At 45.2% G+C, this 16,819-nt stretch carries 11 protein-coding genes; all 11 read right to left on the bottom strand.

Going from position 1 to position 16,819, the window contains the following annotated elements; translation table 11 throughout:
• Positions 1–89 precede the first annotated feature (89 nt).
• A complete protein-coding gene (locus G3352_RS11045; RefSeq protein ID WP_163756430.1) occupies positions 90–5,663 on the bottom strand; it encodes a 5'-nucleotidase C-terminal domain-containing protein in 5,574 nt (1,857 codons plus the stop codon).
• A 486-nt stretch (positions 5,664–6,149) separates the two neighbouring features.
• Entirely contained in the window at positions 6,150–7,523 is a 1,374-nt protein-coding gene (locus G3352_RS11040) for an ABC transporter substrate-binding protein (protein WP_163756429.1), read from the bottom strand.
• A 298-nt stretch (positions 7,524–7,821) separates the two neighbouring features.
• Complete coding sequence (locus G3352_RS11035) at positions 7,822–8,643, bottom strand: carbohydrate ABC transporter permease (protein WP_163756427.1); 822 nt, start codon at positions 8,641–8,643, stop codon at positions 7,822–7,824.
• A complete protein-coding gene (locus tag G3352_RS11030) occupies positions 8,640–9,602 on the bottom strand; it encodes a carbohydrate ABC transporter permease (RefSeq protein WP_099855878.1) in 963 nt (320 codons plus the stop codon). Before G3352_RS11030 ends, G3352_RS11035 begins: the two co-directional genes overlap by 4 nt.
• Before the next feature lie 402 nt (positions 9,603–10,004).
• The gene (locus tag G3352_RS11025; RefSeq protein ID WP_163756425.1) at positions 10,005–11,822 is read right to left on the bottom strand and encodes an APC family permease; all 1,818 of its coding nucleotides are present in this window, start codon (positions 11,820–11,822) and stop codon (positions 10,005–10,007) included.
• 284 nt (positions 11,823–12,106) lie between these two features.
• A complete protein-coding gene (rhaD, locus tag G3352_RS11020; RefSeq protein ID WP_163756423.1) occupies positions 12,107–12,958 on the bottom strand; it encodes a rhamnulose-1-phosphate aldolase in 852 nt (283 codons plus the stop codon).
• Positions 12,959–13,355: 397 nt separating this feature from the next.
• Positions 13,356–13,877 (bottom strand): GNAT family N-acetyltransferase, encoded by a 522-nt coding sequence (locus G3352_RS11015; RefSeq protein WP_163756421.1) that lies wholly within the window; start codon positions 13,875–13,877, stop codon positions 13,356–13,358.
• Positions 13,878–13,997: 120 nt separating this feature from the next.
• Complete coding sequence (locus G3352_RS11010) at positions 13,998–14,681, bottom strand: MORN repeat-containing protein (protein ID WP_240343040.1); 684 nt, start codon at positions 14,679–14,681, stop codon at positions 13,998–14,000.
• Positions 14,682–14,865: 184 nt separating this feature from the next.
• Complete coding sequence (locus G3352_RS11005) at positions 14,866–15,153, bottom strand: hypothetical protein (RefSeq protein ID WP_076291539.1); 288 nt, start codon at positions 15,151–15,153, stop codon at positions 14,866–14,868.
• A gap of 176 nt (positions 15,154–15,329) precedes the next feature.
• The gene (locus G3352_RS11000; RefSeq protein WP_163756417.1) at positions 15,330–15,818 is read right to left on the bottom strand and encodes a DinB family protein; all 489 of its coding nucleotides are present in this window, start codon (positions 15,816–15,818) and stop codon (positions 15,330–15,332) included.
• A 26-nt stretch (positions 15,819–15,844) separates the two neighbouring features.
• Positions 15,845–16,756, bottom strand: coding sequence for a helix-turn-helix domain-containing protein (locus G3352_RS10995; RefSeq protein ID WP_076291537.1), 912 nt, complete (start codon positions 16,754–16,756; stop codon positions 15,845–15,847).
• Positions 16,757–16,819: the final 63 nt, after the last annotated feature.

Genomic DNA, 16,819 nt, shown 5'->3' with positions numbered 1-16,819 from the left:
AGTAAAAAAACAGCTTGCAGATGAAGTTCTGCAAGCTGTTTTCATTAGATTATTGGCTCCCTTTTCATAGGAAAATTGACTAGTCTTGATTACTTCGCCTGAAATTCACTCGCTGACATCAACAGGGTTACAACTTCAGCACGAGTTGCTTCAGCGAGTGGATTAAACATATTCTTGCCTGTGCCTTTCACCAGTCCTGCATCATATGCAGTTGCGATATAAGGTACGGCCCATGCAGGTACTTTATTTGCATCTGCAAAGGTTAATGTGGCATTCGATTCAACTGGAAGTCCGAGTGCTCTTACGAGCATAACCGTCATCTCTACACGGGATACTTTGCCGGATGCACGGAACGTCTCATCTGTATAGCCACTAATAATCCCTTGTTCTACAGCTTGAGCAATAAAGGATTGTGCCCATACTGGAATTTTGGAAGCATCCTTAAACGTCAACGCCTTGCTGCTGGCCGGAAGTTCAAATGCTCTTGCCAGCATTACAATGAACTCGACGCGTGTTGCCGGTGCATTTGGACGGAAATTACCGTCCTGATATCCATTCACAATTCCCCGGGAAATGGCCTGCTCAATGGCAGCTGCTGCCCAGTGATTGCCGATATCTTTCAAAATCACACCCGGATTGGTTGGTGTAGTACCTCCTCCATTCCCATTACCAGGGACGGAAGGTGTTGTAGGCGTGGTCGGAGTGGTTGGATCCGTTGGTGTTACAGGTGTGGTTGGTGTCGTTGTACCTCCACCACTATTCCCACTGCCCGGATTACTTCCATTATTTCCACCGCCATTACCAGGGTTGCTTCCATTCCCATCACCCGGAAGTGGAGCTCCCTTCAGATCGGTACTACGTCCTTCCGTTGTCTGGTTTACCGTACCTACACGGTCCAGATGTTCATGGAAGATTTCATAATCGACCAAATTCAGTTCATAGTACCGGTTGTCATCCTTCGCTGCTCTCATGGACCGATAGAAGTCTCCACCGTTAGCCATAAACGAGTTCGTCGCTACGATGTAGTATCCGTTTGGATCGATATCCGTGTACGTGCCATTAGCATTCTTAATCTGTACTTTGAGTACGCGTTGACCGACTTGGGTCACCGTATTGGATATGGCATCAATTTTCTCTCCCGGCTTCGTGGAATCGTAGTAGAAACGCATGCCTGAAACTTGTGGGAAGCGCCCTTCTCCTGTCTCCACACCGCTCACGCCATTTTCCAGCGCAGCCGTAATTTCCTTACCTGTCATTTTCAGCGCAGACAGGTTGTTGCCGAATGGCATTACGGTTAACAAATCACCCAACGTAATATTTCCTTTTTGGAATGACGCCCGAATGCCACCACCGTTTTGGATTGCAACGTATCCTTTAACGTCGTTCTCCTTCACGATGGATTTCACTTTCTCCAGCATACCGTCTGTCATCAGGTTACCGAGGTTGGTTTCCTGCTTACGCACAGTGCCGCGTTCTCCATCGAGAAATACATTCGTTTTACCAATAACTTCTTTTTTGAACTCTTCCAGAGGTTTCGCATAGGTTGCCAGCTTCGCTTTTGCAGTCAGATCATCTGCGTACACATAATTACCGGTGGCATCCTTCGCATCCAGGTTCAGCAATTTGCCGTTCCATGTTGTCAGTACGCCTGCTTCATTGAACGTTACATCCAGTTGACCCAGAGAAACGTCATATTCACCTGTCTGTACGACCAGCGTAGGATCAGTGTGCGTATCTACAACCACTGGTTTGTTCAAAATAGTGTGTGAATGACCACCTACTACGATGTCGATGCCTTCTACCGCTTCTGCCAGTTTCAGGTCTTCCGAGTAACCCAGATGCGTCAGCGCGATAATTTTGTTGATACCTTCATCTTGCAGCATGTTCACTGTCGCCTGAGCACTTGCTTTGTAATCCTTAAACTTCAGATCATCTCCCGGTGATGAAAGGGATACGGTATCCGGTGTCGTCAAACCAAAGATTCCGACTTTCTCGCCGTTTACTTCCGTAATAATGGCCGGATAGATTTGGGAATTCTCGCCTGGATTTCCGATGGTACTGTTGTACAGGCCACCCAAACTCGCATCCTTGGTATAGTCAATATTAGCACTCACAAAAGGGAATTCCGCTTTTTCAATAAATTCCTTGAGTACGCTTGGGCCTTTATCAAACTCATGGTTTCCGAAGGTCATGGCATCGTATCCGATCATGTTCATGAATTCCAGATCCGCCAGACCATTAAAGAGGTTAAAGTACAATGTACCAGAAAATACGTCCCCTGCATCCAGCACCAGAGTGTTATCATTGCGTGTTTCTTTAATAGCTGTTACGCGGCGCGGGATGTTATCCAAATGCGCGTGCGTATCATTGGTGTGCAATACACGCAGGTTGAAGTCGCCCTCTTCTGAGGTGCTTCCAATGCTTAGCTGTGCAAGCAACGGATCATGGTCACTGACACGCCCATGTGAATCTTCGAAGTCAGCATTCACATGAACCGCTTCGATAGCCGCTGTTTCAGACAGATTTTTGCTCACCAGAATATGATCCAGTGTCTGAGAGTTTCCATCATAGATGTAGGAATAACGCTTGTTCTCTGGCAGTTTGTTTACCAGATTGTCCAGTTCATTACCTTCAACAATATTCAATGTTTTGGAGAACTGGAAGTCATTGAAGTCGCCAAGAACAGCGACATTCACCTCAGGGTCTTTGTTTAGCAGTTCTTTAACAAAACTGTTTACAGCAGTTGCCTGTCGTGCACGTTGAATTTCACTACTTCTTGTCGCAGGCTGTATACTTCCGTAAGGCTTCAGATCGCCGCCTTTGGAATTTAGATGATTTGCAATCACAACAACACGTTCTCCGTTGAACTCGAATTCAGCAGCGAGCGGCTTACGCGAGCTTGCAAAAGCATCGTTTGTTGGATCAATCCGTCCAGGATTCAGGGACAAGCTTCCGTCCGTTTCCACTTGGATACTCGTTACTGCGTCCCCTTTATTTCCTTGTTTCAGGGTTACACGTGACTCATTGTATAAGAATCCTACACGAATGTTCCCCCCCGGAGCTCCACCATCCTTATTGTTTTCTGGAGCAATATCCGTGTATTTATAGGTAGGACCACCTTTAGATGCAATAGCATCAATCAGAGTTTGGAAACTTGCATCAGCAGCAGTTGTTCCACTATCTGTAGCTCCATCATTATCTTGTACTTCCATTATGCCAGTAATATCCGGATTCTTTAGATTATTGACTACAATTCCACCGATTTTGATAGCTCTCGTTGCATCCTTCTTGCTGAAATTTTCCACATTAAAAGTTGCAATCGTCAACTTACCATCGGCCTGCTGAATCGTCGTTGTTGCTTGCTCAAGCCCCCCGGAAGTGATGACTGGAAGATTCCCCTCCGGATTAACCTTGAAATTGCCGTTGGAATACGTCATAACACCTTTGACGGACTCAGTAAACTTGTCACCAGTTTTGACCGCCTGAGACGGCTTTTTGTTAATGAACAATCGTTGCGGATTAAGCGCACTCTCGTAGGGTTCTGTACTATCCGCAGTCAGGATAACACCTCCTGCTGGTGTGCGTACCGGATTATTCAAACCATTGTCAACGACAACTGCCAGGCCCGGTTCACTGGAATATGGACCGATAATTGTCGCATTATCAAGTTGTACTCTCATTCCTTCCAAACTCTCATAAAAATCGATCGCATCCGTTTCCGGGTTAAACTCCCCAAACTGATCTGAATCAATTACATTAGGGATGATTCGATCGTTAGTTCCCAGAATCACAGGTTCAGGAAGTTCTTGGTTGTTGTCTTCAACCGTAATTGTTGTTGCAACGATCTCTGTCGTAGACAGCTCAGTCGTCGCTGTTGCATATTCTTTGACTTGACCCGATACCTTCACCTTGTTGCCTACTGTCATTCCATGAGAAGACTTATAGATGAGTATACCTTCGGATGTTTTTACATCGTCATCTTCCATTCCAGAAATCTCCTGTATGTAAAAGGAGCTTGCATTTACAACATAAGTCACAATACCTTCGACATTTTGAACAGCTAAACCATCATACAAAGAGTTATGGGAAGCTCCTTGAATATCATGGATTCTAAGATTGTCCAGTTCATGAAGAACTTTGTAAGTAAAGGTATATACCTCACTTGTATTTCCACCCGATACAGCAATAGCTTTAACATTCGTGTCCTGGTCTACTGTAATCGGAGCACTATACTTTGTGGATGTTTGGGTTGGTTCAGTACCATCAACCGTATAATAGATTTCTGCTCCTGCCGTTGGCGATGACAATGTCACTGTTGATCCTTTGACAAGACCGCCTGATGGAGCACTGGCTGTAACAGAGAGCAGATTTTCGACAACATCCGATCCTGTACGTGGAATCAGTTCAAGACCATAACTTGTATGATAGGTCATAACACCTGTCACTTTTTCGTATGTTTTGCCTGTTGCCAGTGCAGTAGGGCTATTTTTGGCATAGATCGTGATCTCTCCACCATCGGCATCTGTCGCATAAAAGGTGGAACTGCTGCTTCTTGTCACTGTAACAGCGTTGACTTCGACAAGCATCCCTTCATAAATGCCACCTGTACCCTTTCCTCCGCCTTCAGCAGGTGTGAAGTCTTTGGATGTCAGTGTAACAGGTTCAGGGATATCTTGTGTTTTATCCAAGACCTTAATATAACCGCCTGGAAATCCGGTCTTGTCCTTCTCTACCTGAAGCAAACCGTTATAGATCGTCAGCGGACCATAAGCTTCAATACGGTCACCTGGCTCCACGGTGGCATCTGTTCCACGAATGACGATTCCTGCATAATCATCCTGAATGTACAGATTCGCCAGTCCTCCGGATTCTTCGCGATAAGTTACAATTCCTTGTACAGTAACCGGTGTATTCTCAGATTTATTTCGTGCTTCGGAGATTGAAATGGGGGTGTTGTCGACGATGGTGTAGTCAAGAAGCGTAATATCGCTATCCATCAATCCACTTTTGTGTGCATAAGCTTCAATGTGAATCGTATCATTCACTGTGATGGGCACTGTATATGGAAGAAATTCATTATCATCATCTAACTTATAGTATACGGCGGCACCAACTGTAGTTGTTGCCAATTTAATCTCTGTGCCTGCCGGCACAGCACCAGAGGATGGATTAGCTGTGACATTTACCACCTTGGTTTCTGGCGTCTCATCAATCAATTGGAAAATGGTCGAAGTGGTACTTTTAATTCCGTTAACAGTAAAATATGTTTCCAATGTAGCACTGCTAATTCGAACTTTTGAATGATATAAGGATGTATTGCTTTGTAGACCAAACGTGCTGCGAGGAGCAGTAGTGGGTACTTGTACTGGCATCATTTTGCTTACATCTGTTTCATCGGGACGATCTGCCAGTGCAAAATTTGTGTCAGAAGTAAACGGAGGATTTAGCTGGATAGAGGTTCCACTGTTGTAATAACCAACAACATATCCTTCAACAGTCGCTGTAGATTTGTCAGAATTCTTCGCTTGTGCCTGAGCAACCGTTAACGGCTCATCCGCCGCGACTGCCTTACTGCTGAACATTCCGGCTGGAATGGCACCAGTGATGAGCAGGACCATGGCCAGGAACAACCTAAGCCACCTCTTCATTTGCAGAACATGCATCTTTTACCTACCTCCATGTTTTAAATTTATAATCATTTGTTCATGAAGCTTGTACATTAGTTCAAATATAAGATAACCGAACTTCTATTACGTGTAAACAATATTCTTTTGAAATGATATAAAATAGAACATACACATCACAAAAATGATAATAAAAAATAGAACTAAGTAAAAAAGCAATATTATACAGCTTTTATATGTCATATTTATTGCCTTTAGAGTGGACTTCTGTGTACAACAGCCTATATTGAGTAACTAAACTGACATAATAGAGATACGAATCTCTGTATTCGACATATATTGATGGATATCCCCATAGCCAATTCGCCTTAAAGCGATTTTGTTCAAGATCTTTTCACAGCAAAACGATGCGACAGTCAGGGGTGACCATCGCATACGTCTCACTCGTTATGACATCCTAAGTTAAGCCATACATTTCAACTTTGCTATATCCAGCCTCAAGTTTGTCCTATTTCAAGAAATAAGTTACTTCTTCACCGTGCTGTTATACTGTGCAATCTTGTCTGTAATTTGCTTCGCTGCTGCATCCAATACGTCTTGCGGTGTACCTTGTCCATTCAGAACGGTCTCGATCGCTCCTTCGACAATTTGACGGGCTTCGGGGAATACACCCATTACGGCCCCGGATGTTGCTGTCGAATCAGCGGAAGCGTGCAATTGGTCGACTGCTGTCTGGAATTGCGGGTACTTCGCCATATTATCCTTTAATACTTGCTCATCGTAGGCTGCTGTCGTAATAGGGAAGTATCCTGTCGCAACACTCCAGTTGGCTTGTACCTCAGGTGTAGCCAGGTACTTGATAAACTCCCAAGCGGCTTGCTGTTGAGCTTCGGATTTGTTATTCATGATATACAAGCTTGCGCCACCAACAACAACGCCGCCTTCTTTGGCATCTGCTGGACGTGGCAGGAAGCCTGTTCCCAGCTCAAACTTGCCGCCAGCGCCCTCTACAATTTTGCGCAATCCAGCGGTGGAATCCAGCGTCATACCGATTTGCTGTGCGGTAAACGCAGCGGTCGTATCATCCGTGCTAAGTCCCAGATTGGAGACGGTTTTCTCGTCCATCATCTTTTTCCACCATGTCAAAGTCTTCACACCAGCTTCGGAGTTCAGCATGGATTCGGTCGCTGAACCGGTTCTTCCGTTACCATTGTTTACATAATCTGCATTCTGGTTCGCAAAGAACTGTTCCATAAACCAGCCATAGATGGCCATGGATGCACCTGGTTTGCCGTCTTTCGCCAATGCTTTGGCTGCTTGCTCAAACTCTTCGTAGGTCTTAGGCGGGTTCTCCGGGTCCAAACCAGCTGCTTTGAACATATCTTTGTTGTAATACAGAATTGGGTTCGATGTATTGAACGGCATCGCGTTCAATTTGCCATCGATGGTGTAATAACGGATGATATTCGGCTCCAGTTGAGACAGGTCGAACTTGTCTTTATCGATAAATTGCTGTACCGGCGTAATCATGCCCGAATCGATCATGAACTTGCTGCCGATCTCGTACACCTGGATTATGTCCGGACCACTGTCCGATCCCATGGAAGCTTTGAGTTTGTTCAGGCTCTCATCATATTTCCCTTGATAAATCGCCTTCACCTGAATGTCCGGGTGACTTGCGTTGAAATCGGAAGCGAGTTGATTAATGGCTTTCTCCCCTGCACCCGACATCGAATGCCACCATGTCAGTTGTACCGGTTCAGCAGCTGCAGCATCTGCCTGCGCTCCGCCCGTTGTGCTTGTCGTTTCGGTTTTTCCGCCACAAGCGGCCAATACCAGCATAAGTGCAGCCAACATCAATGCAAATGTTCCTCTTTTTTTCAAACGAAACCCGATCATAATCGCTCTCCTTTTTTTTGGGGCTCACGTCACAATAAGTGCTTACGTTCTGCAAGGTGGCCGTTCCGGTTACGAATCGTTCTTTCGATCGCTGTTGTCTCCATATTTTTTGAATTAGTTTTTAATTGTTTAAATTCCGGAGACAAAGGCGAACGCTAACGCTTCTACAGAATCGATTTCGTCCCCTTCACTGCTTTTGCAGCCTTTAAAGAACTTATTTCAAGAGTGAGGCCTTGTTTATTCGCTCCTGGGTATCCAAACGCCAACCTTCCAAATCCTTAAAACAAACCTTAGTACCTTACCCCTTCAGGGCGCCTGCGGCCATACCGCTAACAAGCTGTTTCAAACCAAAAACCAGAAGGAGCAGCGACGGTAGAATAACAAGCGCTGTGCCGGCAAACACCAGATTCCATGCTGTGGATTCCTGGAACTCCAGCATCGAGATCCCAATCTGTACTGTCCTCATCTCTGGCGTATTCGTAACGAGCAGCGGCCACAGATAGGAGTTGTACATGCTCAGGAACGAATAGATTGCCAATGTTCCAAGTGCTGGGCGGGACAATGGCAGGACATGGGACACAAAATACCGGATGTGCCCACAGCCATCAATCTTCGCCGCTTCAAACAGTTCCTTAGGCAGCTGCATGAAGAATTGTCTCAACAGGAATGTACCGAACGCTGTTGCCAGGAACGGAATGGTCAGCCCCTGATACGTATCGAGCCAGCCCCAGCTGCGCACCGTCAGATAGTTCGGGATCATGGTAACTTCCCAAGGAATCATCATCGTCGCCACAAACATGCTAAAGATGACGTTCTTGCCCTTAAACTCCATTTTCGCGAATGCATAGGCTGCCATACTCGCTGTAACAAGCTGACCAAGCATCGTCAGTCCTGCCACCAGAAATGTATTGCCGATAAACGAACCAATCGGAACGATATCGAATACTTCCGTGAAATTGGACAGATCTATGGATTGCGGGATGATATGAGGCGGATATGCACTGGCATCCTCCGGTGTCATGACCGCCATGAAAAAGGTGTACAGCACCGGATACAGTACGAGTGCCGCACAGATTGTAAGCAACACATACAGCAATGTTTTGGTCCATGGTGTCCTCATTGGTAATGCACTTTCCTTTCCACCCATTTGAACTGAATCAGGGTCAGCAGCATAATGACCGCGAACAGGATAAGCGCCTGCGCACTACCCGTCCCAAAGCGGAAATTAACAAAAGCTTCCTGATAGATGGAATATACGAATACATTGGTACTGTCCATCGGGCCACCCCGGGTTAGAATATTGATTTGACCAAATGATTGGAACGCACCAATGATCGATACTACTGTGACAAAAAACAGGGTTGGCGATAACAGCGGCATCGAGATTTTGCGAAAAGTAAGCAAAGGACCTGCGCCATCAATCTTCGCGCTCTCGTAAATTTCATCCGGGATACCCTGTAATCCGCTGGATAGAATAATGTAATTGAATCCGAGATTCATCCAAATCGTCATAATGGAGATCGATATTAAGGCCCAATCCGGGCTGGTCAGCCAGGGAATTGGATCGATTCCAACTTTTCCTAATAAATAATTCAGCATACCCAAGGTCGGGTGGAACAAAAACTTCCAGATGACCGCCGATGAACCGACAGACAGTACCACGGGCAGAGAGAATACAAACTGGAATATACGCATTCCCTTAAAACGGTTGTGTGTTAATGCCGCTAGAATCAGAGCTGCCAGCATGCCGGTTGGCACGGTAAACAGGACAAATAGCAACGTCACTTTCATGCCTTGCAGGAACAGTCCGGACTGGAATACCGCCTTGAAATTGTCCAGTCCCACATAAGCTGCAATCTGTCCGGTAGGGTCAGTGGAATGCAGACTCAGGTACACCGACTTAAACATCGGATAAAACAGAAACACTGCAAATAAAAGCAGCGATGGTGCCAGGAAACCATAGGCCAGCATATTCTCCCGCATCCGCTGTACACGCAGCGAAGCTGTCCGGCGCTGACTCGTATTGGATAAGCGCCGTCTGGCAGCAGGCAAGCCGATCCGGTTGTCAAGCTCACTCATCGGATTTTCTTCCCCCTTGATCTACGCATTCGGTGTGTGAACTTCACCACCCACATTAACTAGTGTAAAAGCCAACTGTCACAGCAGCATCTGTTCTGAATCAACGCAGCGTTAATCGTGGACAAGCGACTTTACCAAACAAGAGATGTTAAATAGACTTCAAAACAAGATCAGCAAACAGCAAAAAAACCGCAAGAACTCCCTTGATTCGGGAATGTTCGTGCGGTTTTGTGTGTTAAGGGAGGGTGAACAGCGATTCGATATCATCTTAATAAATTTAACAGAAAACTGGATATTTAACGTTAACGCAAAATGTTCAGTTGAAATTTTATAAGAAAATGGTTTTCACGTAAGCACGTTACATACTCTTCTCATACCATTTCCAATTGTAGAAGAATCCTACTAACGATTGAGATGGTACGGCACAGTGGTAACAATCACGTCTTTGTAATTGATCAGATAAGCGCGAATCATGAAGCTGGTCTGGTTGTGCAGTACATTTTGCCACCAATGCTTGGTGATGAACTGCGGAATTAGTATCGTGATATGATCCGTCTCGGCCGTCTTCCATTCCACGGTATCAATGAACTTTTTGAGCGGTCCCATAATACTGCGGTATCTCGATTTAATGACAACCAGGCGAACGCCAGGGTTCCACTCTTCCCACTTCTGCTCCATCTTGCGGATAGCTTCATCATCGAACCCGATATACAAGGCCACCACGTGATCTGACATCGTTTGAGCGTAAGAGATTGTATTCATCACCACCCTCGTAATGCCAGCCACCGGAATGACGATCGTATTACCCTTTCTCACCGGTTTCTCCAGCTTGATATCAATCCGCAATTCATCCGCGATGTTGCAGTAATGACGGTGAATGCGCATGAACACATAGACGACGAGTGGCAGGAAAATAAAGATAACCCATGTTTGCGTGAACTTGGTGAATATAAAAATCAATGTAATCGACAGTGTGGTCAGCATACCAATCGTATTGACGAGCAGCTTCACACCCCAGCCGGTTGGTTTGACTTTGATCCAGCGAATCATCATGCCCAGCTGCGACAGGGTGAATGGAATGAACACGCCCACCGCGTAGAGCGGAATCAAGCTTTCCGTATTTCCTTTGAATCCGACAACCAGTATGGCAGACATCACACTGAGAAAAATAATACCGTTCGAGAAGCCAAGGCGGTCTCCTCTAACCATAAACATATGCGGCATATATTTATCCTTTGCCATCATGAATGACAGCAGCGGGAATGCAGAATACGCCGTATTCGCTGCTAGGAACAAAATCAGTGCCGTCACACCCTGAATAATAAAATACATCGTGCCCCTGCCAAACGTGGCTTCGGCAATCTGGGAAATGACTGTGGCTTTCGGATCAGGCTTTACCCCGTAACCATAAGCAAGTAACGTGATCCCAATAAACATGGCTCCCAGAATACATCCCATAAGCATCAGTGTTCCCGCTGCATTTTTCTCGGCAGGCTGCTTGAAGTTCGGGATGGCGTTACTCACCGCCTCAACCCCAGTCAAAGCTGAACACCCCGAGCTGAATGCCTTCAGCAGCAGAAACAGACTCACATGGGACATACTCGTTCCAAATTCAGGGGCGGCAGCTTCCATGCCACCAGCGAGAAATTTGATCCCCCCGGAGATAATCAGAATCGCAATCGAAAAGATAAACAGATATATGGGGATCGCCAATACGGAAGCAGATTCCGTCACCCCCCGCAAATTCATAATAGTCAGAAATACAATCATGATCAGTGCAATGACTATGCTGTAATCATGAAGCATTGGAAAGGCAGATGTAATCGCATCGGTCCCTGCGGACGAACTTACCGCAACAGTCAGAATATAATCAACCAGCAAAGACCCTCCGGCAATCAAGCTCGGAGCCGTACCGAGATTATCCTTGGCCACGATGTACGCGCCGCCTCCTGTTGGATAAGCAAAAATCGTCTGGCGGTAGGAAAAAATTAAAATGACGAGTAATCCCAACACGGCGATGGAAATTGGAACAGAGTACCACAAGGCGGCAAACCCAGCCGCAACGAGCACCAGTAAGATTTGCTCCGTACCGTAGGCAACGGACGATAGTGCATCGGAGGACAGGATGGCGAGTGCCTTCCATTTCCCCAATTTTTCTGCATCCAATTCAGCCGATTTCATAGGCCTGCCTATTAAGATTCTCTTCATTTTGCCAAGCATGATCATAACTTCCTTCCGTCTTTCATCTGTGAAGCATTGTTATTATGCAAAATCGCCGAGCCATTGACAATACGTCATTTCACCCGAATTTCGCCAGCGTGTGATAATGCATTCTACGATTCAATAATCGATAACAAAGCCGCGCTTTATCCACTTTTTGAACTTTTTTGAACCAAAACGGCGTTTGTTTGCCGAAAAAAAGGAAATGGCCTTCGGTTTAATAAACCAAAGACCATTCATATTAGGCTGTGTTGGAGCTCTTTCTTTTATACGATTACGATCCGTCAAACTACCATACCCAATATACCAGGACGTGGAGTGACACCAAAAGCCTGGGCCAATGTAGCTAGCTGCTGATCCGTAATTCTCTGTTGGATCTCATGACCAGCAACCAACATATACACCTGGGCCGCCTTCTCAATGGTCTCTATAAGGCCAAAAGCTTCATCAATCGTTGTACCCGTTCCAAAAATCCCGTGCTGCGGCCAAATGACCGCGTGGTATTCCTTCATTTTCTCAGCCGTTTCCCGTCCAATTTCATTCGACCCAGGCACCATCCACGGAATAATACCAACGCCGTCAGGAAATACGACAACGCATTCCGTACACATCTGCCACAAGGTCTTTGTAAACTTCATTTCATCCAACTCATGGATAAATGTCATCGCCAAAACGTTGGTCGCATGGTTGTGCATCACAACACGGTGTTTCGGGTCGACTTTCAGACGTTCGATATGACTCATAAAATGCGTAGGCAATTCACTCGTTGGGTTCGCTCCCGACTTTAGCCCCCACAGAACTTCCAGCTCCTGTCCATCATTCGATACACGCAACAACCCCAGATTGCTCTCTGGATCAGCCAATACATTTTTGAAATATTTGCCCGAAGCAGTCACAATAACATACTTGCCTGCCAGCTCATGCATCGAAAATGCTGGTTTGATCTTGCGGATCACATGGTTGATATCGATATATTTGGCGACTTCCTCTTCCTCCAGCAAATAGCTGACATTTCCACCATTGCGTTCATCCCATCCATTCTTCCACATATGTTGAGTAATCTCCGCCATCTCACGAACAAATGGGATATGGAAGCCCGCCGCCTGCGTTGTTTCATTGGTAAGGGTCACGTTCATCTTCATTCTCTCCTCATGTTAAAAAATAGAATGTCCGTCACGTACAAAGTAAGTTCCTTTTTTCACATTCATTATACCTTTGTTTACTTTTATTAGTCAATAATACGCAGCGTTATGTGCTTTATTTATTTTTGTTTATGTTTGTTTTTTGTATATTTATAAAAATAAGCAAAAAAATACCTCACCGGCGTCCGGCGAGGTCAGTCACACATCTATCTAACACGAGAAGGGGTTTACAAGAATTATCTTACCTCTGCTACCTTAATAGAAGCTGAAAATGAAATAAAAAAACGATGAAAACCCCTTTAGCAAAAAATGGAGGTCATCGCTACTATCCATCCATTTAAGCTATATATTTAAAGACGTTTCGTTGTGCTGCCCTGAATGTGGAACATATTTAATCCTTTTTCAGCAAATAGGACGGGTGCATCAGCCCTGTCGGTTCATACCGCTCATCCCGTACATACTCAAAGCCCAGCTTGGACAGCATGTGACGTGACACTTCATTATCCGGATGATGCCCAGCAAACAACGCTTTAGCCTTCAGTTCTCCAAATGCATAGTCAATCACCGCTCGTGCCGCCTCCATGGCGTAGCCCTTGCCCCAATAATCCCGGGTAAGATGAAATCCCAATTCATATATCTCTTCTTCCGGAGAATATGGGCGCAAGCCGCAGCAACCAACAAACACTTCCGAATCTTTCTCAAAGAGTGGCCAGTATTGCACTCCCACCTCTTCTTGCCTTTTTATTTCCTGAGTCAATCTCGCTTCCACTTCATCCTCGCTCAGAAATCCTTTGCTGCTAATCCACTTTGATACCTCATGATCTCCCCATAGAGCGGAAGCCAGAGCACGATCTTCTTCATTCCAGTTCGAGAAAACAAGCCGCTCAGTTTCAAGAAACGTTGGTCTTTTCATCGTCCAATAACCTCCTGTTTCACAACATTAGTCTACTACTACTTCTACAATAAATTACTCGAATAGCTACCTTTGTAAACAAAAATTTGATTGTACCCGTTATATTTCTAAGAATAATAGCTATAATTTCTGAGCCAGTTTCTCAAACTGATTAATATGAGGCTTAATCTCTTTTTCTACACTTTTGATAAAAGAACTAAATTGCTTCTGACTGAATTCATCTCCAACACCGACATCTTTGTATACTTTTCCATTTTGATATGTAAATGAAAAGAAATAACCGACCTTCAATCCATCTAAAATATTCCCGGCATCCCCCAGAATTTTAAGACTCATATTTGAATCCTTGTAAACAAAAGAATAAGGAGGGTCTGCCACAGTAATATGTCGAACCTCATACCCTGTAATCCACTGTTCTTTCGAAAATGTTCCGGTTTGAATTCTTGCTTCCTGCATTTCACCTGTCAGCGAAGTTTCCCTAATAAGCAACTCACCCTTCCCTTCTTTTTTATCATTCTTCCAGAACCCATCATATTTAAGCTCAGTAATGCTGTCCTCTCCACGTGTAACTACTTTATAAGTACCTTGTCCTGAACGTTTACCTGATACCCAGTTTCCCTTATAAGTCTTGCTCTTTCCCCAGGTCATCGTTCCATAGCCATGAGGCTTGCCATTCTTGGTTTCACCATAATAAGTTACTCCATTTCCAAGCTCCAAAGCGCTCATTGAAGAGGCTGCATCTGAATTTTGAGGAGACATGAACAATGATAAACACAAGGTAAATCCCAAAACGTACAACAACATCTTTTTCAAAATTATAATCTCCCTTTCGTTTTGATATAAGAATATCAATCATTCTTATAACAACTACTTAAATTTATAAAGACCCTAGTATAATATCACTTCCACCCCAGATACATCCATAAAAAAGAAAAAAACCTCTGCCGACAACCTGTCCGACAGAGGTTCACAAAGCATGCTACATTCATTAGAAATCAGCTGTTGCGATTTGAATTGTACCTGTTGAAGCACCTGCGGGAGTAGTCAACAAAGCAGCTACGAGCAGCAAATCAACAGACAACGTAAGGCTGTTGCCAGCAGGGATCAAATACGTGATCACTGGAGCGTTAACACGAGTCACAACCAGGTCTACCGGGAAAGGACCAAAGTTGTTAACCGTAATGCTGGCATTGGTTCCTCCAGCCAGGTTTTCGTAGTACGATTTGCCCACGCTTGCAGCCAAATTGTAAAATTGTTGCGGTAAAAGGATGGCCATCGAAATCACCTCCTTTTGCTTTGATACGGTATTCTATGCTTGAAATCTATTAATGTAACGGTAAAATGACCGTGTGATAACGTCCATTTTGATAGAGATGCTAGACTAAAGTAATCAAAAAGCCCCGCCAGATCATCCAGCGGAGCCACTTACATGAAACTCATATTGTGAGATTATTAAGCATACAGCATGAAAAAGTTCAGCTCATGCCCCTGCTGTTTGAGGTAATTATACAACTGTGAACGGTGATGGAATACATGCGTTAGCGTTTCAATCTGCCATTGAGCCTGCAAATGACCATGCTCCATATAGAAAGCTTTGGTTGAGCGGTTCAACAGATCTTCTTCGCTCAGTGATACAATATAAGCTTTGTAGGCTTCCAAATTGCCCCAAAGTGTTGCCTCCAGTTTTTCAATATCCTCGATCCCTGACAGGCTATTCTCTACCACACCAACCTCGACTTCGCTCTTCTCCTGCATAATGGCAAGGTCCGATGCCGTGATTTGAATAAAATGATGGACCAGTTCCACCAGTGAACGCATATTGTCCTGCGGGCGGTACGCCCAATCCTCTGGACGGATCAGGCGGATCAGACTCGCCCCCGTACGTACTCCTGTCTCCAATTCATTGAGCAGATGATCCCGAATTTGCAATGTTCCATTCATATATGATATCTCCTTTACTATTATTCTCACGATCTAAGTATATCGGAAGAGACAACCGAGTTATTGTACAAATCGGACAACCTTTGTTGATGTTCTTTGGCAGCGGTCAGCGGAGTTTCTCCATAAAACTTGCGGAATTGACGAATCAAGTGGGCTTGGTCAAAAAAACCATGATTCAGGGCCAGCGCTGCCCCATCCGCCGTATGCCCCTGATGAATACTGCCCAGGACGCGGTGAAAACGAACCACCTCACTGAATCGCTTCGGACTGATTCCGATCCATTCTGCAAACTTCCGATTCAGCTGGCGTTCGCTAACAACTTCACGCATGGCCAGCTCACTGACGCTCATACGTCCCCCATCGATAAAGATGCGATGCAATGCATTTTTCATCAGATTATTCTCATATGTACTGGTTTGCACGGATAATGGAATCAGATAGGCATTCATTACCTGCACCCGTTCTTCAAAGGTTTTCGTTCCAGCTATCCGCTCCTGAAGCTCATTCAATCTGAGCGGCCAACATTCCTCAAGCGGAATTCGCATGTCCGTAAATCCTTCCAATGGCAAACCGTGAAAGACGTATGCTCCACCCGGAAAAAAACGTACGCCAAATGTGTAATCTGCGGAAGGAATGACATCGGATGACTCGGGCAGAGCGAACGGATGCGAATAATTGCCACAATACGCATAGGAATGAACCGAACGGACCGAGTCGTATGTAATCAGCATGTCCGTGCAGCCATCTGGCAATACCCGAGCGGGCACTGAGATCGTGTCCTGATCTCGCTCTCCCTCATGCGGAATAGAGCCCGATTCCCAATAACAGGCTACATGAGCCATCAGGGAAACAGAGGGTATTTGCTCAATATAATACGTTTTCCTATCCGTCCCATTCATCTGAATGGGTCTGAACAGCGGATGCAGGCTGGGGTCCACGAACCATCCCTCCGTTACTAGCATGTATATATTTATCTATCATACCATTAACGGATAAAAATG

This window comes from Paenibacillus sp. ALJ109b (assembly GCF_010747435.1).
Lineage (GTDB): Bacteria > Bacillota > Bacilli > Paenibacillales > Paenibacillaceae > Paenibacillus > Paenibacillus taichungensis.
Note: the sequence above shows the minus strand (reverse complement) of the source record. Positions and strands in the feature narration are given on the sequence as shown.

Bases quoted from the DNA above. Each gene is read 5' to 3' on its own strand.
- rhaD (WP_163756423.1), bottom strand. From the start codon at position 12,958: ATGAACGTGACCCTTACCAATGAAACAACGCAGGCGGCGGGCTTCCAT.
- G3352_RS11025 (WP_163756425.1), bottom strand. From the start codon at position 11,822: ATGCTTGGCAAAATGAAGAGAATCTTAATAGGCAGGCCTATGAAATCG.
- G3352_RS11040 (WP_163756429.1), bottom strand. From the start codon at position 7,523: ATGATCGGGTTTCGTTTGAAAAAAAGAGGAACATTTGCATTGATGTTG.
- G3352_RS11045 (WP_163756430.1), bottom strand. From the start codon at position 5,663: ATGCATGTTCTGCAAATGAAGAGGTGGCTTAGGTTGTTCCTGGCCATG.
- G3352_RS11030 (WP_099855878.1), bottom strand. From the start codon at position 9,602: ATGAGTGAGCTTGACAACCGGATCGGCTTGCCTGCTGCCAGACGGCGC.
- G3352_RS11015 (WP_163756421.1), bottom strand. From the start codon at position 13,877: ATGAAAAGACCAACGTTTCTTGAAACTGAGCGGCTTGTTTTCTCGAAC.
- G3352_RS11000 (WP_163756417.1), bottom strand. From the start codon at position 15,818: ATGAATGGAACATTGCAAATTCGGGATCATCTGCTCAATGAATTGGAG.
- G3352_RS11005 (WP_076291539.1), bottom strand. From the start codon at position 15,153: ATGGCCATCCTTTTACCGCAACAATTTTACAATTTGGCTGCAAGCGTG.
- G3352_RS11035 (WP_163756427.1), bottom strand. From the start codon at position 8,643: ATGAGGACACCATGGACCAAAACATTGCTGTATGTGTTGCTTACAATC.
- G3352_RS11010 (WP_240343040.1), bottom strand. From the start codon at position 14,681: ATGTTGTTGTACGTTTTGGGATTTACCTTGTGTTTATCATTGTTCATG.